We start from the raw sequence: 20674 nt of genomic DNA, 5'->3' as shown, positions 1-20674 counted from the left end.
TAATATTTATCAAAATATTGCCTATATCATTAATTTAGATATAGGCAAAGTATTTTTATTTATCTTTTTTACATCCCCATGATTCAAGCTTAGCTGCCTTGTATTCTGCAAAAGTACCATTATCAAGATTATCTCTTATCTCTTGCATCATATTATTATAGAAATAAAGATTATGTAATACTGCAAGTCTCATTGCTAGCATTTCTTTTGCCTTAAATAAGTGTCTTATATATGCTCTTGTATAGTGTTTACAAGCTGGACACTTACATCCTTCATCTATTGGTCTTTCATCTGTTTCAAACTTTTTATTCATGATATTTATCTTACCATTGGCAGTAAATAAATGTCCATGTCTACCATTTCTTGCTGGAAGAACACAGTCAAAGAAATCAACTCCTCTTTCCACAGCCTCTAGAATATTTTCAGGTGTACCAACGCCCATTAAGTAAATTGGCTTATCTTCTGGTAAATGAGGAACTACTGCATCAATTACTCTATACATTTCCTCATGTGTTTCACCAACAGCTAATCCACCTATTGCGTATCCATCCATATCTAAACTAGCAAGATGCTTAGCATGTTCAATTCTTATATCTTCATAACATCCACCTTGGTTAATACCAAATAGCATTTGCTCTTTATTTATTGTATCAGGTAGTGAATTTAATCTATCCATTTCTGCTATACATCTATCAAGCCATCTATTTGTTCTTGCTACTGATTGAAGAACATACTCCCTTGTAGAAGGATTTGGTATACATTCATCAAAAGCCATTGCTATTGTAGATGCTAAATTGCTTTGAATTTGCATTGATTCTTCAGGCCCCATGAATATCTTCTTACCATCTATATGAGAACTAAAGTACACCCCTTCTTCTTTTATCTTTCTCATACCAGATAATGAAAATACTTGGAATCCACCTGAATCTGTAAGTATTGGTCTATCCCACTTCATAAATTTATGTAATCCACCCATTTCAGCTACAACTTTATCAGATGGTCTTAAATGTAAGTGATATGTATTTGATAACTCAACTTGACATCCTATTTCCTTTAAATCCATTGATGATACTGCACCTTTAATAGCTGCTAAAGTACCAACATTCATAAAAACTGGTGTTTCTATTGTTCCATGAGGAGTTTCAAATCTACCTCTTCTTGCCTTACCTTCTTTTTTTAATAAAGTATATTTTTTACTCAAAATTTCACGTCCTTTAAATTATGTTACTTTATAATCATCGAATCTCCAAATGAGAAGAATCTATATTTTTCTTTTACAGCTTCATTATATGCATTCATAACTTTTTCTTTTCCTGCTAAAGCAGATACAAGCATTATTAGTGTTGATTCTGGTAAGTGGAAATTAGTAATCAGCTTATCTACTACCTTAAACTCATATCCTGGATAAATGAATATGTTAGTCCATCCACTTTGTGCTCTAACCATTCCATTTTCATCACCAATAGTTTCTAAAGTTCTTGTAGAAGTAGTTCCAACAGAAATAATCTTTCCACCATTTTTCTTTGTATCATTGATAATTTTAGCATCATCATCTTCTAAATGATAGAATTCTGAATGCATTACGTGTTCATTTACATCATCAACCTTTACAGGTCTAAAAGTTCCAAGTCCTACGTGTAAAGTTACATATGCAATATTGACACCTTTTTCTTTTACCTTTTGTAAAAGTTCTTCTGTAAAATGTAAACCTGCCGTTGGTGCTGCTGCTGATCCCTTTTCTTTAGAATATACAGTTTGATATCTTTCCCTATCTTCTAATCTTTCAGTGATATAAGGTGGAAGAGGCATTTCTCCAAGTTCATCTAAAACTTGTTCAAATATTCCATCATAGATGAATTCAATTACTCTATTTCCTTCCTCTACTATATCAACCACTTTACATTTAAGTTTTCCTTCTCCAAAAGTGAATATTGTTCCTATCTTTGCTCTTTTACCTGGCTTAGCTAGACATTCCCATTTATCTCCTTCTATTCTTTTTAAAAGAAGAAATTCTATTTTCCCACCAGTATTCTCTTTTTCACCTATTAGCCTAGCAGGTAACACTCTAGTATTATTTAATACTAGAGTATCTCCTGGATTTAAATAGTTTAAAACATCATAAAAATGTTTATGCTCTATTTCACCTGTAGCCTTATCTAACACCATTAATCTTGAATTATCTCTCTTCTCTAAAGGGTGCTGAGCTATTAGCTCTTCTGGTAAATGAAAGTTAAAATCACTTGTTTTCATCTTTTACTCCTTAATCCTCAAAAAAACTTGCTTGCTGTTTATTCTTCTTATTTACTCTTGTGCGTCCAAGATGTTCATAAGCTTTATCTGTAGCCATTCTTCCTCTAGGCGTCCTTACAATGAAGCCTTTTTGCAATAAATACGGCTCATATACATCTTCAATAGTCCCCAATTCTTCACCTATATAATAGGATAAAGTTTCTATTCCTACTGGACCACCTTTAAAGTTATCTATAATAGCTTCTAATATCTTATTATCAACATTATCAAAGCCTTTATTATCCACTTCCAATAATTCCAGTGCTGCCCTTGCCTCCTTATAGCTTATTAAGGAATCTGAATATACTTGGGCATAATCTCTTACTCTCTTTAATAACCTATTAGCTATTCTTGGAGTTCCTCTTGATCTCCTAGCTATTTCCATGGCACCTTTTTCTGTAATATCACAACTTAAAACAAAAGCAGACCTTACTATTATCTCCTTAAGCTGCTCATCTGTATAATAAACCATATTACACATTACACCAAACCTATCTCTTAACGGAGCTGTAAGCATTCCCACTCTAGTAGTTGCTCCTATTAGTGTAAAATGTGGTAAATCAAGTCTAATAGACTTTGCTGCTGCTCCTTTTCCTATAACTATATCAAGGGCATAATCTTCCATAGCAGGATATAGTATTTCTTCAACATTTCTATTTAACCTATGTATTTCATCTATAAATAAAACATCATTATCTTTTAATGTTGTAAGTATAGCTGCCAAATCTCCTGCTCTTTCAATAGCTGGACCTGATGTAATCTTAAGATCTCCTCCCATCTCTTTAGCAATTATATTAGCTAATGTGGTCTTTCCTAAACCTGGAGGTCCATAAAGCAAGACATGGTCCAAAGCTTCACCTCTAGATTGTGCTGCCTTAATAAATACATTGAGTTTCTCTTTAACTTTATCCTGACCTATATATTCATTGATTTTCTGTGGTCTTAAACTTAATTCACTGTTGCCATCTTCCTTCAATTCAACTGGTGTAATAATTCTCTCCACTATTTCACCTCTATCCCATTAAAACTTTTAAACAATCTTTAATGATATCCTCCAATGATGCAGTTTTATCTACTTGTTTAAGTGCTGTTTCTGCTTCTTTTTCTGAATATCCTAAAGCTAATAATGCACCTAAAGCTTCTCCAACTGTATTTGTATTTACCGTTGGCTGTAAGTCTTCAAATCCTTCTTGAATATCAACACCGCTCATTATATCTTCTTTCTTAATTTTGTCCTTAAGCTCTAATATAATTCTTCCAGCAGTTTTCTTACCAATTCCCGGGGCTCTACATAAATGTTTATCATCTTCCATAATAATAGCATATTTTAGATTATTTATTCTGCTGATAGATAATAAAGATAAAGCTGCTTTAGCTCCTACACCACTAATTGATAATAAAAGTTTAAACATTTCAAGTTCTTCTCTATCTTTAAAGCCATAAAGCCCAATAAAATCTTCTCTCACTATTTGTTCTAAATAAAGCATAACTTCATCATTTATTCCTGGCATTTCTGCCATTGTTGCACCGGAAGTAAATATCTTATATCCTATATTATTATTTTCAATAATTATATAGTCTTTATTTATTCCCATGTATTTTCCTTTAATATATTCGTACACTATATTTATCCTCCTGCCCCACTATTTCGCCTACATTCTACTTTAACATTTTAATATCTATTTTTCAATGAAAAAAGCTGACAAAACAAATAATATTGTTTGTCAGCTTATTTACTTTTATATAATTTTAATCAATGAAACTATTGTCCTGTAATAGAACTACCATATTGTTCCATAACATCAATTGATTGAACATCTCGAAAAATATTATCAATAGCGTAATCGTATGTATTAAACTCTATTTTATGAGCCATTAGTTTTGAAATAACCTCTTCTTTTTCTTCATTAAATACTAATTCATCTTGCAATTTTTCAATTATATTAGATGTATAATATAGTTGACATTCTCCTTCTTCTATACCAATTTTATAACAAACTGTATCTACTATATCATCAAAATCATTGGTTAAATCATCATATGCTTCTACTTCTTCAACTCGTCTAGTTTTATAGTAATAATAATTATTTATATATGCTTTTGCCATTGCATAATCATCAAAACCTTTTACATTACCACTAGGCATAACTAGCAAATACTCATTGCTTGGAACTATATTCATATACTTCCCTCCATTTCATCTTTGCTACTAAATACTTTTGATATTTATTAGTTTTGTTTTTTATTTCTTTTACATTTTTATTGTCCCCCTTTATCATTTTTGTTATACAAACGCTAGGACATATGATAAAGGGAGAATAGCATAAAAATGGGATCTTACTTTCATTAACTAATATATCCACTTAGTATTTCTTTTGCTTCATTCTTAGTATCATAACCAAGCTTAAAATTTTTAATATCTTCTTGATCATTTTCTGGAATTGTATTCACCATTCCACTACTTCTGTATATATCACTTTCATCTTCTATAAATACCTTGCCATTTTCATCACTCTTATATATTGCAAAATATCCATCTTTTTCACCTAAATAGTATTTATTAGGTTCAACTGTTACTTCTTCCTCATCCTTATTTAGCACTACTTTCTTTTCACTTAAACTTTCCACACTATAGCCTTTAGAAGCATAGTAATCTACTAAAAATTGTTCATTTACACTGTCAATTTCATTATCAAGTTTAAAGTCTTTTAAAGTTTCTGATTTTTCTACTACTCCATCTACCTTTAGTATTATCTTCATATCATCACTTAATAAGTTGGTATTATTATATACTGCGGTTTTAGATTGATTATCACTGACATCTTTATATTTACTATTAGTTAATCTATCTACAATAAAATAAGTTGAAAAAAAGCATACTATAAGTAAAACTATAAATAAGTTCACTCTATTTCTTATTCTTTTTTTATTTTCCTTCTTATCTTCGTTATTATATTCTTCTTCATTATAATCTTGGAAATTATTATTCATAATCAATCACTCCTTTTATGAATAATTATTTCCATTTTTTTCTTTGTTATTCAACATTTTTTAATTTTCAAAAGATTTTCTATCTAAAATAATATTCATCAAGATAACTCCTTACCTTATAAGTTTATACAACAGTACCATTTAAATAAAACATAGCAATTTGTATTCTTCTTGCAAATCCTGTTTTGTTTAATATTGAATTTATATATCTTTTTACTGCTCCTTCAGAAATAAACAGCTTCTTTGCAATTTCCTTATTGGTAAGTCCACTTGCAATTTCTTTTACTATTTCCTTCTCTTTTCGTGTAAAATTTAATAACTCTTCTTTATTTTGAAAAATTTTCTCAATAAATACATCTCTATCTGACCAATCTATGCTTTTGTACATTAAATCTTCCAAATAAATATCTTTAATAGTATCTAATATCATACTTGACTCACTACTTTTTAAAATATAACCCTTTGCTCCACATTTCATTGCTTCACCAATATATTCATCCTCATCAAAAGTCGTTAATATAATAACCTTTGTATCGCTTCTTTTCACTATTTCCCTAGTAGCTTGTATACCATTTACTCTTGGCATTCTTACATCTAAAAGTGCTATATCTACCTTTTCTCTACCACAATACTCTATAGCATCCATACCATCACCAAAAGCATTCATCACTTCTATATGTTCATCATAAGAAAGCATTATTTTAAAACTTTCCCTTATAAGACTATCATCGTCTGCCAGTACAATTTTAATGCCCATTTAATAACTCCTTTATACCAATTTGGTTAAATAAAATCATTATCATTTATCAAAAAATTATAGCCTTAAATAAAATTTAATATCTTCACCATTCAATAACTAAAATATTATAATCTTCCTTTATTAAAGATATTCTATATCCTTCTTTTATCAGCCAGTTAATTAATGCTCCTTGTATTATTTCATCTTCATCATCTATAGCTAAAATTGCTGTAATCTTATTCATTCCCATTGATTTACTTTTATTTATATTTTCTATGACCTTTGCCTTATGACTTTCAAATACTTCTGACTTTTCACCTTCTAAATAATTCATAAGATCCCCCTATAATTTTACTTTCCTTTTTATTTATAGTATTTTCCTATACTATTTATTACAAAAAAATTATAGAGAAAGCTAGTACTTTCTCTAAACTCTTATGATATTTCTTCTTTATCCTTTATTAAAGTTAAGCCAGCTAATACTAAATATAAATTTTTATTAAAATAACTATTCTTTTTTACATATTTTGGTAATATAATATAGGTATGATATTTTTTTAAGTAAGGAGTATGATTATGAAAAGAAAATTTTTAAGTATAAGCTGTTGCTTTTTCCTTTCTCTATCACTTATATGCTGTAGCCAAGTAAAGAGTTCTCTAGATGGTAATGATACTAGTATTATCACTTCAGCTAGTGATAATACTAGTATCTCTTCCCAAGATGAAACTTTAATAAACGATGCATTATCTGTTGATGAATCCACTTTGCAAGATAACGAAGCCACTACTAATGTTTCTACATCAACTATCTCTGAAAATCCGAAAGAAAATACTAACACTTCCTTAGCTATTGAAAAAAATACTACTGTTGAAAACTTATCTTCTACTGAAGACTCTAGTTACTCATCACAAACATGTAGATTATTCTTTTATAATTCCGTTGACGGAAGAAGATATTATGTAGATGAAAACATTCATGTTGAAGAAAATGCCCTAGTATCTGCTTTAACTTCTGCATTACAAGATAATAAATACAGCTCTGACTTTATATTATTATCTAATCAAATTGGTGTCAGCAGTGCCACAGTAGATGCTGCTAACAATGCACTTACAGTTAAATTCAATGATTCATTTGAAAAATATATGAATCTTGACCCTGCTTCTTCCTATGAACTTATATATACTTTAATTAATACTTATGCCTATAATTATAAGGTGAATAAAGTTTCTCTTTACTTTAATAATCTTCAATATACAGCAGCTCCAAGTGCTGATGAAAATGGTTGGTATGCTCCATATTTTGATTCTTCAATATCTTATAACAAAAACTAAAAAAATACTCAAATCCTATCCTGGATTTGAGTATTTTTTATAAATCAAATATTTCTATACTTCTATCTAAGATTCCATTTAAATAAGCAAGTATAACACCATAATTGGTTATAGCTACATTTTGTTCCTTGCATCTCTTCACTCTTAATGTAACAGTCTTTCTATTTATCATACATGCACCACAATGAATAACTAAATCATACTTTGATAAATCCTCTGGAAAGTCATGGCCAATCTTATAATGATATTCTAAATCTACTCCCACTGCTTTATTTAATAATTTAGGAATCTTCACTCTTCCTATATCTTCATGGGAAACATTATGTGTACAACTTTCACAAATAAGTATTTTAGAGTTTTCATTTAATTCTTTTATCTTCTCAGTTCCATCTACAAAACTTTTTAAATCACCTTTATGTCTTGCAAATAATATAGAAAAACCTGTAAGATTAATATCTCCTGGTACAATTCTTGATACTTTTTTGAAAGCCTGTGAGTCGGTAACTACCAACTCTACATTCTGAATATCTTCAAGAGCTGATGATAACTCAGTATCCCTTACTACATACGCCTTTATCCCATAATCTAAACAATCTCTCAAACATTGCACCTGCGGCAATATTATCCTTCCCTTTGGTGCTTCTGAATCTACTGGTATTACAAGAACTACTTTTCCATCATAAGGTACAAGATCACCTATTATAGGCATTTCCTCTTCTTCTTCTTCCAATCTTATAGCAATTCCTTTTTTTAATTCCTCAATACCTTCACCGGTTTCTGCTGAAACAAAAAAGGCTCCTGTATATTTTTTTCTTAAGTACTGAAGACTTTCTGTTGACATTACATCAATTTTATTAATTACTAAAATGCTTGAAATATTATACTTTTTAAATTCTATTTTCATATGATAATAGTTGTCTTCATCAATATCATTTACATCCATTACATACAATGCAAAATCAGTTCTTTTTAGCATTTCAATGGATTTCTTCATTCTAATTGATCCAAGCTCCGTCTGATCATCAAGACCAGCTGTATCAATAAATAGCACCGGTCCTACAGGGATTAATTCCATGGCTTTTAACACAGGATCAGTTGTTGTTCCTGGTACCTTTGATACAAGACATAAGTCTTGTCCTAAAATCCCATTTATAAGTGATGATTTTCCTGCATTGGTTTTACCATATATTGAAATGTGTTTTCTATTTGAATTCGGTGTGCTATTCATCATTATCACCTACCTTCATTTGCTCTTTCTTTATCACACTATCTCCCCTACCAATTTCCACTTTATAACCTGATAAATTTATTCTTCTTTCAATGCAATTTCTACATTCGGCTGCTTCATCACCAGTGCATATCTTTCCATCATATAAAGCATATTTATCTCTCACCTGCTTTGGTGATAAGTTTGGCATTACTACATTTGCTCCAGCTTTCAATCCCTTTTCTCTTCCTAATGGATCTATACTTCCTAAGGCAGTAGTTGCTGGTAACATAGCTTTAGGTACCATAAGTCGTAGTAAAGCCAACATTATCATAGTTTTTTCTACAGTACCACCTACTTCATTTCTTAATGGTGTATCCTTTTGTGGAATAAAAGGCCCTATACCACACATATGTGGATTTAGCTTCTTTATAAATAAAAGATCATTTACCAAATCTTCATTACTCTGATTAGGTAAACCAATCATAAACCCTGCACCTACTTCATAACCTATTTCCTTTAGATTATATAAGCACTGTACCCTATTTTCATAACTGGCATTAGGATGCAAGCTTTCATATAATTTCTTTGTTGCAGTTTCATGTCTTAAAAGATATCTGTCTGCTCCAGCTTCAAACATTCTTTTATAAGACTCATAACTTCTTTCACCTATAGATAATGTTATTGCATTTTCTGGATATTTTTCCTTTATAGCTTGTATAATTTTCACCATTCTCTCATCAGTAAAATAAGGATCTTCGCCTCCTTGAAGGACAAAAGTTTTGTATCCAAATCTATTACCTATGGCTGCACATTCTAATATTTCCTCTAAAGATAATCTATATCTATCTGCTTTGCTATTATCGCTTCTTATTCCACAATATTTACAATTTCTTACACAATAATTAGTGAATTCAATAAGCCCTCTCATATAAACCTTATTGTCATAATACCTTGTTCTTAACTTATCACTTTTCTTTATCAAATAATCTTTTTCATCTTCATTTATCTTATCTAGTACATATATAAGTTCCTCTTTTGTTGCATTATTTTCATAATATAACTTATTAATTATATGCTTTATATCCATTTTTACCTCACATAATCCTCTTTAAATTACAACCTCTTATATAATTTATATCTTATTTTTTTTTACTTTTATTGTCAATATAGATGAATATAGTTATAATAATAATTTATTCTCCTCCATTAAAAATACGCATCAAAATGATGCGCATTTTTAATTAGTTGCAATGGATTTAGATAAATCTGATTTTAACTCAACCCATTTTCCTAAACTAGTTTCATTTATTCCTTTGCAAAGTATATAATCACAATTAATATCTGATATACTTAAAATCTTTAAGATTGAAATTAAAGTTTCCTTAAACGTAGCAACTCCAACTTTAACCGCTTCTTTTAATATATCTTCAATATTAGTTTTAACATCTGTAACTACTTGAAGCATTTCTCCTAAAATAACCTTAAGTACTTCTGACATTGATACTTTTTGAGCAAGTAACAGGCCCTTACTAATAACAACATCATAGCTACATGGATATTTTACTTCTATTCCTATATTAATTTTATTCTTTCTAATAAGCATACATGGCATTGGTAATTCTAATGTACTCACTACTTTTTTTAATGCATCTGTCATATTATCTTGTAAATCAGTAACTATTTTCTTCTGCTTACTTACTTTTTCAACTGCTGTATTGGTGGCAGTCTTAATCTTTTCTCCAACTTCTCCAATTTTTTTCTTAGTAGTAGATTCTCTTAAATCAATCCTATTCCAACCTTCATCTTCCATACTGTAATATCTTATTTCTTCATCATCAATAAAATATCGTAATTTTATCATAGATTTAAATTTTTCACAAATTTCATTAATTTTGCTATTTTCTAATGTCATAGTCTTTTTACATAAGCTTAGCTTTAATTCTGGAACTTGTATCTCTGGCAAGATGATTTTAGCTAAACACTGCCCACCTTCTACAGCTTTTTCAGTTATAAAATCACATTTTTCAAGTCCAATTCTAAAGTTTCTATTGTTAATTGCATAAACTGCTTCTTTAATCTCTTCAGCCATAACTCCCATTTCAGCACTTACAAATTCATTATATCCACCAAAATATTCATGTATTTCTTCTATAATATCAGTTATTTCTTTTGCCATTGTATCCTCTTATTAAATGATTGTTTTATAAATATATTATGCTTTTGTAAATTTTTTGTGTTTTTTCAAATAAATAATATTTTCCACTAATTTTCTATACACTTTTAATAAAATCTTCATAAAATATCTTTAATTTTAATTAATAATTTGTTTACATTTATGTTAAAATAATCTTATGAAACTTAATTTCAAATAATTTAAAAAAAGAAGTGATAATAATGTTTTTTGTTAATACTCTCTACTTAAATATTTCAAAGATTAAATCAAAAACATTTAAGCTAAATGAAAAGCAAATGTCATTTTTTAATGACTGTTTAAAAAATATATGTGAAGAAACTAATCTTCTAATGCTTGATAACTTCATACAACATGGAAATACTACTTGCCTTTGGCATAGCATTGCAGTAGCATACTATGCATATTGTTTTTCACAGTTTTTTAATATTAAATGTGATGAAAAAAGCCTTATATATGGTGCGTTGCTTCATGATTACTTCTTATATGATTGGCATATTCATGACAAATCCCATAGGTTTCATGGATTCAAGCATCCCAAAACAGCACTTAACAATGCTTTAAAACATTATTCTTTAAACAAAAGGGAAATAGATATAATCAAAAATCATATGTTTCCTTTAACCTTAGTGCCACCTCATCATCGTGAAAGTATTTTGGTCAATTTATCCGATAAAATTTGTTCTTCCTTAGAAACTTTTAATGGCCACATGTATAAGAATTTAAAGGAGAATACTTCATTGTATCCTAATAAGAGTACTGAGAATTAATTTTAACACTTATCTCTTTTCATTGCGTAAAAATAGAGGTAGCTTACTATGTCCTACCTCTTTGCTGATATTAATAATTATATATTTCTTTATATTTATTATCTAAGTATTCAAGGAAATACTTAGCTTGCAAATCTTCTCCTGTAATCTTTTTAATAAGATCTCCAGGATCATAAAGATTAGCTGCTTCATGAACATTTTCCTTTAACCATTTATGCACTGGCTCAAGGTTTCCTTTGCTCACTTCTTGATAAACCTCTGGTATATCCTTAATCATCTTATTTAACATTTGTGACCCATAAAGATTTCCTAATGCATAACTTGGGAAATAGCCAAATGATCCATCTGACCAATGTACATCTTGTAATACACCTTCCTTATCACTTGTAGGCTCTACCCCTAAATATTCCTTATATTTCTCATTCCATACTTTTGGAAGGTCTTTAACCTCTATAATATCATTAATTAAAAGTTTTTCTATTTCATACCTTATTATTATGTGAAGACTATAAGTTAGCTCATCTGCTTCTGTTCTAATAAGCGATGGTGTAACTTTATTTAATGCCTTATAAAACTCTTCTTCTGAAACTCCATCAAATTGTTCATTAAATTGCTTAATTGCTTCCTTATATAAGTAATTGCTAAATTCTCTACTCTTTCCAATGATATTTTCATAAAATCTTGATTGTGATTCATGAACTGCCATAGAAGAAGCAACATTTAAACCAGTACCTTCCAATAAATCTGGTATATCTTGCTCATAAAGTGCGTGACCACCTTCATGAATAGCTGAAAATAATGCTGAAGTAAAATCATTTTCATAGTAATGATTAGTTATTCTAACATCCTTATTAGTCATATCAAGTGTATAAGGATGCTCTGTTTCATCCATTCTTCCTCTCTTAAAATCAAAACCCATAAGATCTAAAATCTTTAAAGATAAGCTTTCTTGTTCTGATTTAGGAAAATGATTATGGAAGAAGGAATCATCTATTGTCTTTCCTGTGACCTTTATTTTATTTAATATTTCTACTATACCATCCCTTAATTCTCCAAAAACTTTATCAAGCTTATTTACTGTAAGGCCTGCTTCATAATCATCAAGAAGGGCATCATATTTATTATCTTCATAGCCTTTGTATTCTATAGACTTTTTAGTAAGATCCACTATTTTTTCTAAGGCTGGTTTAAACACATCAAAATCACTAGCATTTTTTGCTTTTTCCCATGCCACTTCTCCTCTTGATGCTGCTAGTGAAAATTCCTTGATAAATTCTTCTGGATATCTCTTTTGATTTTCATACTTTTTCTTTAGCTGTTCGGTCATTCTCTTATGAATATAATCAAATTCACCCATATGACTTTCAAAAAATTCTATAAATTCTGCAATTTTTGGTGATACATTCAAGCTATGCACTTCTGTTTGAAAGAATGATAATGTTTCTGCCCTTGATTCTGCCATAGCTTCTGGCATTCCTGTAGTCATATCCCAATACATAAGGTTTCCTGCTGTAGTATAGTGATTTATTTTTTTTAAATATTCAGCAAATTCTTTTAATTTTTTTTCTACTTCACTCATATATATAGCTCCCACTTTAATATTTTTATATGAATCTATACTACCACTTTATATAAAATTTTTCCATTGATTTAAAAAGATGATTCCTGTTCACAGTATTGAAACTATCCTTATATATATGTTAAAATAAGATAATAATAATATATGCTGATATACATAAAAATTAATTTAATATAAATTATAAATAAAGGAGTATGCTTTTTATGAATAAAAATGAAGTAATTAATATATTAAACTTTAGACATGCCTGTAAAGAATTTAATAACCAAAAAAGTATAAGTAAAGAAGATTTAGATGTTATCCTAGAAGGAGGTCGCTTAGCTCCTAGCTCTGTAGGTATTGAACCTTGGCACTTTATTGTTGTAGAAAATAAAAATCTAAAAGATAAATTAAGTGAAGTATGCTTTGGTGGAGCAAAACAAATTCAAACTTGCAGTGACTTTATTGTATTATTAACTAGAACTGCTGATGAAATCAAATCTGATTCTCATTACATCGAATATTTACTAAAAGATGTGCAAAACCTTACTGATGAACATTATAATATGATGAAAGGCTTTTTAAAAAATGTAGATAATATGTTTGATAATGATAAAGCCTTCCAAGCCTATGCAACTGAACAAACATATATTGCTTTATCAAGCATGATGCTTACTGCTGCTATGCTAGAAATTGATTCTTGCCCTATTGGAGGAATGGATAAGAAAGCTGTTACTAAAATTCTTGTGGAGGAAGGTTTGCTAGACACTAAAAAGTTCCAAGTAACCCTTGGTTGTGCTTTTGGTTACCGTGCTAAGCCTGCCACTCCTAAGAAACGTCAACCCCTAAGTGAAGTATCTACCATTGTAAAATAAACATCAACTTTTATTAAATTTATAATTATTAATCAAAAATATATAATCTAAAAAGTAATAGGATGTATTTTTGCATCCTATTACTTTTTTACTTCTAAATTAACTTGATATTTCCATTGGCTCATCTACTGTGATTCTTATTTCTAGAACACATCGCTTAGTGGCCTTTTGGATTACTATCTTAAGATTTTTATATTCAAAACTTTCTCCTACCTTTGGTATCTTTCCAAACTGTTGAATAACCCAGCCATTAACTGAATTCACTTCAAATTCATCTTCCAAATCAACCTCTTCTAATACCTTTTCTATATTAGCGTTACCTCTAACAATATATTCATCTTCACCTATCTTTTCAATATCATTTACTACCTTATCATGTTCATCCCAAATTTCTCCTACCAATTCCTCTAAAATATCCTCTAAAGTTATAATCCCCATGGTTCCACCATACTCATCTGCTATAAGAGCCATATGAGATTTATTATTTTGTAAAACTTTTAGTAAGTGCGATAACTTCATATGAGGTTGTATAACATTAAGCGGTTTAATTATGCTACTTATTTCTTCATTGTTATTATTTACTACAATATTAATAAGATCCTTTTCATTGATTATACCAATGACATTATCTATATTATCATGATAAACTGGAATCCTTGAAAATCCACTTTCAATAAATAGGTTCAGCAGTTCTTCCTTGCTACAACTATCTTTTACGGCAATCATATCAACACGTGGTGTGAAAGCTTCTATAACCTCTTGTTCATTAAGCTCTATGGCACTTTTAATTATTTCTAATTGCTGTGGATTTATTCCACCTTCATTTTCTGCTTCTTCAGCTATTGTTAATATTTCATCTTCAGTTATACCTGAATGCTTTTGTATTTTTAATACCTTGCTTATGAGCTTTTTCCAAAGACAAAATATATGATTTACAGGCTTTAAAATAATGCAAAAAACATTAAGCAATGGTGCTGAAACTATGGCAAAACTTTCTGGAATATCTTTTGCTATACTCTTTGGTGAAATTTCACCAAAAATAAGTATTAGAATAGTCATAACAATAGTTGATACTGTAACACCTGAACTACCTAGTAACTTTGTAAATAAAACTGTTGCTAAAGATGCAGTGGCAATATTAACAATATTATTACCAATTAAAATTGTTGATATCACTGAGTCATACTTTTCAGAAAGCTCTAAAGCAAGCTTTGCTTTTTTATTACCCTTATTAGCTATACTTTTTAGCTTAATCTTATTTAACGAAGAATACGCAGTCTCTGTTGCTGAAAAATAAGCAGACATTGTAATTAATAAAACTAAAATTAAGATACTCGATATACTATCTTCCATATATTTATTTCCCCTCATATTTAATTTAAATCTTCATTCCCTATATCAATACCCTTATTTACATCCTATTCATCAATCCTTTCAAAATATAACCCAAAAAAGACATAACCTCCATTTTAAATAAAAATGCAGGTTATGCCCTATATTATAATTTTCATGTTTATCATATATAACTTAGCCGTTTGTTCATCATTTTCACACGACTTATACATTTAGCTTCCCTTCCTTTTTACCATTTATAATATTCTATTCATATAAATACAAAATATTTCCTATTAATAATATAATATCATATTTCTGTAATTTGTAAAAAAATATAAATAACTCTATGTTCTGAGAACCTTTATGAATCTAATTAAAAATATACTTATAAAAATAAGAGCACCAAAGAAAAGGTGCTCTCATTTTTATGCTGAACATGGCATAAGCTTATCTATTTTCCATTATTAATATGAATCCTTCTATTCCTTCCACATAGGCTCTATATATTCCTTTATCAATTTCATTCTGTCCTTAACCCTTGGTTTAAAATATGAAGCAATAATAATTACCATATTCTCCTTAGGATTAATGTATATAACATTGCCACCATCCCCTAAAGCAGCAAATGAATGCTCTTCTTTATTGTGAAAAATAATATCACCTGGCACCTCAATTTCAAGTGGTTCAAATAAATATTTCTTAGCAAAATTCAGTACAGTCATTGCTGTTGTATTTTCTATAATGCCAGAAAAAATATCTGGTCCTATAACAGGTGCATATCTAAATTCTCCTATCTTTCCTTTTCCCCCAAGTAAATCTAAAGAAGATTTCACCCAATCTTCACTTGTAAAGTACTTTGTATACGGTGCATATTTGTATTTATATGGAGCAGTCATGGTCATCATATGATAAAGTGTAATGCTCTGAATTGTTTTTTCACGTTTCTTTACAATATAATCAGGAAAAAAATCTAAAATTGGTTGATGAATACTCTTTATATACCCCTTATCTATTGCTATACCAATTAAAATCGAAAGAATACTTTTGGTAACTGAAAACACATGAAAGGGACTGTTTTTTGTACATTCATTTTCATAATACTCATACACAGATACTCCATTCTTTTGCACTATAATAGCACCAGTATTCCCATACTTTTCTCTAATGATTTGTTCTAATTTTATTGTATCCATTTAAAATTCCTCCATTTCTTCAAATGAGTTCAATTGGCAAATAGATGTCAACCTTAATTATATGATCTTTTTCTTGCTGAGGATTATTTAAGTACACCTCAAAAGGACAAGCATTTCTTGGAACATATCCACTTGTCATAAGCCATTGTTGATACACATAATCCCATGCATCTTCAAATTTCTCCTGGGTGATTTCAAAATGTCCCACTGCATATAATCCACCTTCTATAGTCATTACGCCAAGCATTCCGTCTTCCTTTGCTGTACAAGACTTAGGAACAGTTATACATAAACTAGTTCGAAACTGTTCTTCCTTTCCGAATTCAGGATTATCATGATACATGGCAAGAACTTGATTTTCATCAGCTTTCAAAAGTTTCTGTTTTGCTGCAGCTCTAAAAAGATTTTCCATTAATCTTGCATATTCCTTAGCTAACGAAGTGTAGTTACCAGTGTGTCTAATATATACCACCTGAAATTCTTCCACTTTTTTAAGTTGAATTTGTCCAGTTATAGAAAACGGATTTGTTACCCATTCTTTCTTTTTCTCAGATTTATTGTACATGGATATAAAAATATTTTCTTTGCATTTCGTGCTATATTTTTTTCTATACTCAAAGGGACTTATTCCATAATAATTTTTAAAAGCTCTTGAAAAAATAGCTGAATCAGTAAATCCTAAATCATATGCAATATCAGTAATATTTCTATCTTCTCTATGGGCCAGCATAAACAAAGCATACTCCATACGAATTCTATTTACATAATGAGATAAAGACTCATGTAATACACTTTTAAAAATACGGTTAAAATGATATTTTGAAAAACCAGCTACATCAGACAACTCTTTGGTAGACATATTCCTCCAATAGTTATTTTCAATATAATCTTGAACCTTATGTATTCTACTAACATACTGACACTTATAATCATCTAACACTTTTCCTCAACCCCTAAAACATGCTTTAAATTAATACTTGTCTTTCAAAGCCATATTCGTGTAATGTAAGATTATCATCAATTATTTCATTCCAAATCTCAATATTATTACAATTCATTTCTTCAATTATCTTTTCATATATCACTTTAAGCTGTGGTAAATCATCCATCTTAGCCATTCTAAAATTCATCATATCTCTCCTTAAATTACCCATTAATTAATATTCAAATTCAATCTATTTTTTCTTTTTATAATCTAAAGTAAGACCAATAGCAGCCCCTAAACATAAGCCTATTGGTATTTGATTGAATATCACACCAAAGATAATTCCTACTCCAGTAAAAAGCGGGAAGTAATAACTATTATTCTTTTTATCATTGTTTTCAATCATAAATTTCACCCCCTATAATTAACAACTATTATCTTATTATACATAATTTATGGATTATAATTCCAGTTGTTATGTAATAAAATAGAATTTATATAAATATCGGTTGTCAGCTTATGTCTCCAGTAAAAAGAAGTTGCAATTAAAATAGATCCTAATATATAAATATTAAGGTAGCCTTACAATATCTATGTAAAGCTACCTTAATTCTATTCTTATTATGATTTTATCTTATTACTTCTATGATTTCATATGTATCAATAAAGGGCACATTAAACACTAAATCTCTTTTAATATATGCTTTAAAAATATTTTTCTTTCCACCTTTGATTCTCTTATAAGTTCTATAAGCTTCAATTTCACTAAACCCTGTATAATATATCTCTTCAGAATCAAGTCCAGCATTCTGCACTACTATAAATTCCTCTATTTTATCATTACAACCATGATTTTCAATACTCTCTAATTTAATTTCTTTTTCATCATTATTCATAATTAAAGTATTCCTTTCTATCCTTTGTATACCATTCACATCTTCTGCAAAAATCATATATATTTACTTATATCATCTGATTTATTATAACACAAAGCATTTAGCTCCTAAAATACCACTTACATGATTATAACTTTTACTTTCTTTTTCAACTATTATTTTCAAATTATAACAATCACATTCTGAACACTTAAAACTTTCGTTAAATTTATTTACCAATATATTTTTTCAGCTTTTCCAAATTTTCTATATACAAAGATACTTCTCCACATTTAGGACAAATGCAAGCTTTGGTTTTTCCTATGCTTTTTGGAATTATTACTTTTAATCTAATGAATAATAAAAACGAAGAAATGATTAAAATTTTATTTTAGTATTTCATTATTAATGGAGCAAAATATACGTTAAGAAAAAAGACACCTTCTATAAAGTAATACCTCATAGAAAGTGTCTATATCACTATTTCTACAACTCCGAGTGTAATGAAGAGTTGTTTCCTTTAGCTATAAGAATAATATAAAGTTGGAGGAAATATCTGAATAAGTCTTAGAAACTCTTTATTCCTGAAGAAGAATATGCGTTAAGAAAATTTATTTGTCTGAGCGACAGCGAGTTATAAATTTTTAGCATATCCTACTGAAAGAATATTAGTGTTTCAATACGAAATAAAAAACACTTCCTATAAAGTTTTCACCTCATAGAAAGTGTCTATATAACTAATTTCACAACTCTGAGTGTAGCAAAGAGTTGTTTCCTTTAGCTATAAAGGATATTATAAAATCGGAGGAAATATCTAAATAAGTTGCTGGAATTTCATTGTTAATGAAGAAGAATATGCGTTAAGAAAATTTATTTGTCTGAGCGACAGCGAGTTATAAATTTTTAGCATGTTTTGCTTCAGTAATAATAGAAATTCCCAATGAAATTTAGTAATTTCCGGAGATTTTATAATCTCCTACTCATCCCAGCCTTCTGGGAATTCTGCATTGTGGTAAACTTCTTGAACGTCATCATCATCTTCAAGCAAATCTAGCATCTTTTGGAACTTCTTAGCATCATCTTCATTGATTTCAGTATATGTATCTGGAATCATTTTTACTGATGCTTCTAAGAATTCTAAACCTTGAGCTTCTAGTTCTTCTCTAACTGCACTGAAGTCTTCTGGTGTAGTAGTTATGATAAATACTTCTTCTTCATCTGCATTAAAATCTTCTGCACCTGCATCTAAAGCCATCATCATGATTTCATCTTCATCTAAATCACCTTTTTCAATAACTATTTCACCTTTTTCTTGGAACATGAAACCAACACATCCACTTGTTCCCATATTTCCGCCACCTTTAGTGAAAGCTGATCTTACGTTACCAGCTGATCTATTTTTATTATCTGTTAAAGTTTCAACTATTACAGCAACTCCTGATGGACCGTATCCTTCATATACTATGCTTTCGTAGTTAACTGCCGCTAACTCTCCTGAAGCTTTCTTAATAGATCTTGTTATTGTATCTCCTGGCATGTTTGCTGCTTTAGCTTTTGCTATAGCATCTCTTAATTTAGGGTTATTTTCAGGAGCAGGACCTCCATTCTTAACTGCAAGTACTATTTCCTTACCTATCTTTGTGAATATCTTTCCTCTTTTAGCATCTGCTTTCCCTTTTTTATTTTGAATATTATGCCATTTTGAATGTCCTGACATTGTTATTTCCTCCTAAATTGCTATTTTTTAAACTGTATCAATTATACCATATTTATTCTAATTTAACAATTTTCTATTTCAAGTATTTACTTTCAACTTTTTTCTTCCACTATTTCATCATATAAGGATTTTGTTTTTTCAACTGTAGGTAAATTTAGATAATATTCATCCTTTGCTGTCTTAATATAAATATAAGGGCCTTCACTATTATATAAATATAATCTTACATTTTTATCATCTAGTTTAAAGTATCCTTTTTTCTTGCCATTGCCAAGGATAATACCATTAACTACCTTATTAACCATCGGAATTTTTTCTTCTAGTGAAAGTTCTTCAATATCTGCTATATCTATCTTATTGCCATAAAGCCCATAAACCTTGATGTAATCATTCTTTACAGTAGTATTTAATATGTTAGATGAAATAAATAAAACTAGCCCCATACATATAGGCAAAGAGATTATAATCTTTGCTATATTACTTTTACTTTGCATAATACCACCTCATAATTATTATCCCTTCCTTAACTTTACACTTTTCTATATAATATATTACTAATTTTACTTATATAAATATGACTAAAACCATGTAATTACTTAATATAAAACACATTGCTAGAAACAATATATTATGGCTTTGTTTTAATAAACTGTTGAAATTTGATTAACCTCTAT

The 20674-nt window shown here is 29.2% G+C and carries 23 protein-coding genes; 3 read left to right on the top strand and 20 right to left on the bottom strand.

Going from position 1 to position 20674, the window contains the following annotated elements; genetic code table 11:
- Positions 1-55: 55 nt before the first annotated feature.
- The 8 genes from tgt to Q5O29_RS03965 form a co-directional block, all read right to left on the bottom strand.
- A complete protein-coding gene (tgt, locus tag Q5O29_RS04000) occupies positions 56-1204 on the bottom strand; it encodes a tRNA guanosine(34) transglycosylase Tgt (protein WP_302623478.1) in 1149 nt (382 codons plus the stop codon).
- Between the two features lie 20 nt (positions 1205-1224).
- Complete coding sequence (gene queA / locus Q5O29_RS03995) at positions 1225-2250, bottom strand: tRNA preQ1(34) S-adenosylmethionine ribosyltransferase-isomerase QueA (RefSeq protein ID WP_022211709.1); 1026 nt, start codon at positions 2248-2250, stop codon at positions 1225-1227.
- Between the two features lie 10 nt (positions 2251-2260).
- Positions 2261-3292, bottom strand: a complete 1032-nt coding sequence (ruvB, locus tag Q5O29_RS03990) for a Holliday junction branch migration DNA helicase RuvB (RefSeq protein WP_022211708.1) — start codon at positions 3290-3292, stop codon at positions 2261-2263.
- A 10-nt stretch (positions 3293-3302) separates the two neighbouring features.
- Positions 3303-3911: a Holliday junction branch migration protein RuvA gene (gene ruvA, locus Q5O29_RS03985; RefSeq protein ID WP_022211707.1), complete on the bottom strand. Its 609-nt coding sequence runs from the start codon at positions 3909-3911 to the stop codon at positions 3303-3305.
- 140 nt (positions 3912-4051) lie between these two features.
- Positions 4052-4471, bottom strand: coding sequence for a hypothetical protein (locus Q5O29_RS03980; RefSeq protein WP_022211706.1), 420 nt, complete (start codon positions 4469-4471; stop codon positions 4052-4054).
- A 164-nt stretch (positions 4472-4635) separates the two neighbouring features.
- Positions 4636-5280, bottom strand: a complete 645-nt coding sequence (locus Q5O29_RS03975) for a hypothetical protein (protein WP_022211705.1) — start codon at positions 5278-5280, stop codon at positions 4636-4638.
- A 124-nt stretch (positions 5281-5404) separates the two neighbouring features.
- On the bottom strand, positions 5405-6037 hold the full coding sequence (locus tag Q5O29_RS03970) for a response regulator transcription factor (protein WP_022211704.1): 633 nt from the start codon (positions 6035-6037) through the stop codon (positions 5405-5407).
- An 85-nt stretch (positions 6038-6122) separates the two neighbouring features.
- On the bottom strand, positions 6123-6353 hold the full coding sequence (locus Q5O29_RS03965) for a hypothetical protein (protein WP_022211703.1): 231 nt from the start codon (positions 6351-6353) through the stop codon (positions 6123-6125).
- Between the two features lie 242 nt (positions 6354-6595).
- On the opposite strand from Q5O29_RS03965, the gene Q5O29_RS03960 reads away from it, so the two are divergent.
- Positions 6596-7351, top strand: coding sequence for a GerMN domain-containing protein (locus Q5O29_RS03960; protein WP_022211702.1), 756 nt, complete (start codon positions 6596-6598; stop codon positions 7349-7351).
- 37 nt (positions 7352-7388) lie between these two features.
- Here Q5O29_RS03960 and hydF read toward each other — a convergent pair whose 3' ends face one another.
- The 3 genes from hydF to Q5O29_RS03945 form a co-directional block, all read right to left on the bottom strand.
- The gene (gene hydF, locus Q5O29_RS03955) at positions 7389-8579 is read right to left on the bottom strand and encodes a [FeFe] hydrogenase H-cluster maturation GTPase HydF (protein WP_022211701.1); all 1191 of its coding nucleotides are present in this window, start codon (positions 8577-8579) and stop codon (positions 7389-7391) included.
- Positions 8572-9648 (bottom strand): [FeFe] hydrogenase H-cluster radical SAM maturase HydE, encoded by a 1077-nt coding sequence (hydE, locus tag Q5O29_RS03950; RefSeq protein WP_022211700.1) that lies wholly within the window; start codon positions 9646-9648, stop codon positions 8572-8574. Before hydE ends, hydF begins: the two co-directional genes overlap by 8 nt.
- Positions 9649-9798: 150 nt before the next feature.
- Entirely contained in the window at positions 9799-10737 is a 939-nt protein-coding gene (locus Q5O29_RS03945; RefSeq protein WP_022211699.1) for a hypothetical protein, read from the bottom strand.
- A gap of 218 nt (positions 10738-10955) precedes the next feature.
- On the opposite strand from Q5O29_RS03945, the gene Q5O29_RS03940 reads away from it, so the two are divergent.
- Entirely contained in the window at positions 10956-11522 is a 567-nt protein-coding gene (locus Q5O29_RS03940) for a hypothetical protein (RefSeq protein WP_022211698.1), read from the top strand.
- 70 nt (positions 11523-11592) lie between these two features.
- Here Q5O29_RS03940 and Q5O29_RS03935 read toward each other — a convergent pair whose 3' ends face one another.
- Positions 11593-13101: a carboxypeptidase M32 gene (locus tag Q5O29_RS03935; protein WP_022211697.1), complete on the bottom strand. Its 1509-nt coding sequence runs from the start codon at positions 13099-13101 to the stop codon at positions 11593-11595.
- A gap of 203 nt (positions 13102-13304) precedes the next feature.
- Here Q5O29_RS03935 and Q5O29_RS03930 point away from each other — a divergent pair, with 203 nt between their 5' ends.
- On the top strand, positions 13305-13955 hold the full coding sequence (locus tag Q5O29_RS03930) for an NAD(P)H-dependent oxidoreductase (protein ID WP_022211696.1): 651 nt from the start codon (positions 13305-13307) through the stop codon (positions 13953-13955).
- A 99-nt stretch (positions 13956-14054) separates the two neighbouring features.
- Here Q5O29_RS03930 and Q5O29_RS03925 read toward each other — a convergent pair whose 3' ends face one another.
- From Q5O29_RS03925 to Q5O29_RS03890, 8 genes are all read right to left on the bottom strand, one after another.
- A complete protein-coding gene (locus tag Q5O29_RS03925) occupies positions 14055-15308 on the bottom strand; it encodes an HlyC/CorC family transporter (protein WP_022211695.1) in 1254 nt (417 codons plus the stop codon).
- 461 nt (positions 15309-15769) lie between these two features.
- Positions 15770-16483 carry a serine hydrolase gene (locus Q5O29_RS03920; protein WP_022211694.1) on the bottom strand — a complete coding sequence of 238 codons (714 nt, stop codon included), beginning with the start codon at positions 16481-16483 and terminating at the stop codon, positions 15770-15772.
- Between the two features lie 19 nt (positions 16484-16502).
- On the bottom strand, positions 16503-17423 hold the full coding sequence (locus Q5O29_RS03915; protein WP_022211693.1) for a GyrI-like domain-containing protein: 921 nt from the start codon (positions 17421-17423) through the stop codon (positions 16503-16505).
- 25 nt (positions 17424-17448) lie between these two features.
- Positions 17449-17613, bottom strand: a complete 165-nt coding sequence (locus Q5O29_RS03910; protein ID WP_022211692.1) for a hypothetical protein — start codon at positions 17611-17613, stop codon at positions 17449-17451.
- 45 nt (positions 17614-17658) lie between these two features.
- Positions 17659-17814 carry a hypothetical protein gene (locus Q5O29_RS03905; protein ID WP_022211691.1) on the bottom strand — a complete coding sequence of 52 codons (156 nt, stop codon included), beginning with the start codon at positions 17812-17814 and terminating at the stop codon, positions 17659-17661.
- Positions 17815-18037: 223 nt separating this feature from the next.
- Positions 18038-18304, bottom strand: a complete 267-nt coding sequence (locus Q5O29_RS03900) for a hypothetical protein (protein WP_302631716.1) — start codon at positions 18302-18304, stop codon at positions 18038-18040.
- 955 nt (positions 18305-19259) lie between these two features.
- Positions 19260-20000 carry a YebC/PmpR family DNA-binding transcriptional regulator gene (locus Q5O29_RS03895; RefSeq protein WP_022211690.1) on the bottom strand — a complete coding sequence of 247 codons (741 nt, stop codon included), beginning with the start codon at positions 19998-20000 and terminating at the stop codon, positions 19260-19262.
- A 92-nt stretch (positions 20001-20092) separates the two neighbouring features.
- Positions 20093-20494 carry a hypothetical protein gene (locus Q5O29_RS03890; protein ID WP_022211689.1) on the bottom strand — a complete coding sequence of 134 codons (402 nt, stop codon included), beginning with the start codon at positions 20492-20494 and terminating at the stop codon, positions 20093-20095.
- Positions 20495-20674: the final 180 nt, after the last annotated feature.

Source organism: Clostridium sp. CAG:265 (genome assembly GCF_000436575.1).
Taxonomy (GTDB): Bacteria; Bacillota; Clostridia; order Clostridiales; family Clostridiaceae; genus Clostridium; species Clostridium lentum.
The sequence above is the reverse complement of the archived record's forward strand: the minus strand, read 5'-3'. Positions and strand labels throughout refer to the sequence as shown.

Coding starts and splice junctions, on each gene's coding strand:
- queA (WP_022211709.1), bottom strand. CDS start 2,250: ATGAAAACAAGTGATTTTAACTTTCATTTACCAGAAGAGCTAATAGCT.
- Q5O29_RS03980 (WP_022211706.1), bottom strand. CDS start 4,471: ATGAATATAGTTCCAAGCAATGAGTATTTGCTAGTTATGCCTAGTGGT.
- Q5O29_RS03975 (WP_022211705.1), bottom strand. CDS start 5,280: ATGAATAATAATTTCCAAGATTATAATGAAGAAGAATATAATAACGAA.
- Q5O29_RS03970 (WP_022211704.1), bottom strand. CDS start 6,037: ATGGGCATTAAAATTGTACTGGCAGACGATGATAGTCTTATAAGGGAA.
- Q5O29_RS03965 (WP_022211703.1), bottom strand. CDS start 6,353: ATGAATTATTTAGAAGGTGAAAAGTCAGAAGTATTTGAAAGTCATAAG.
- Q5O29_RS03960 (WP_022211702.1), top strand. CDS start 6,596: ATGAAAAGAAAATTTTTAAGTATAAGCTGTTGCTTTTTCCTTTCTCTA.
- hydF (WP_022211701.1), bottom strand. CDS start 8,579: ATGAATAGCACACCGAATTCAAATAGAAAACACATTTCAATATATGGT.
- hydE (WP_022211700.1), bottom strand. CDS start 9,648: ATGGATATAAAGCATATAATTAATAAGTTATATTATGAAAATAATGCA.
- Q5O29_RS03945 (WP_022211699.1), bottom strand. CDS start 10,737: ATGGCAAAAGAAATAACTGATATTATAGAAGAAATACATGAATATTTT.
- Q5O29_RS03940 (WP_022211698.1), top strand. CDS start 10,956: ATGTTTTTTGTTAATACTCTCTACTTAAATATTTCAAAGATTAAATCA.
- Q5O29_RS03935 (WP_022211697.1), bottom strand. CDS start 13,101: ATGAGTGAAGTAGAAAAAAAATTAAAAGAATTTGCTGAATATTTAAAA.
- Q5O29_RS03930 (WP_022211696.1), top strand. CDS start 13,305: ATGAATAAAAATGAAGTAATTAATATATTAAACTTTAGACATGCCTGT.
- Q5O29_RS03925 (WP_022211695.1), bottom strand. CDS start 15,308: ATGGAAGATAGTATATCGAGTATCTTAATTTTAGTTTTATTAATTACA.
- Q5O29_RS03920 (WP_022211694.1), bottom strand. CDS start 16,483: ATGGATACAATAAAATTAGAACAAATCATTAGAGAAAAGTATGGGAAT.
- Q5O29_RS03910 (WP_022211692.1), bottom strand. CDS start 17,613: ATGAATTTTAGAATGGCTAAGATGGATGATTTACCACAGCTTAAAGTG.
- Q5O29_RS03905 (WP_022211691.1), bottom strand. CDS start 17,814: ATGATTGAAAACAATGATAAAAAGAATAATAGTTATTACTTCCCGCTT.
- Q5O29_RS03900 (WP_302631716.1), bottom strand. CDS start 18,304: ATGAATAATGATGAAAAAGAAATTAAATTAGAGAGTATTGAAAATCAT.
- Q5O29_RS03895 (WP_022211690.1), bottom strand. CDS start 20,000: ATGTCAGGACATTCAAAATGGCATAATATTCAAAATAAAAAAGGGAAA.
- Q5O29_RS03890 (WP_022211689.1), bottom strand. CDS start 20,494: ATGCAAAGTAAAAGTAATATAGCAAAGATTATAATCTCTTTGCCTATA.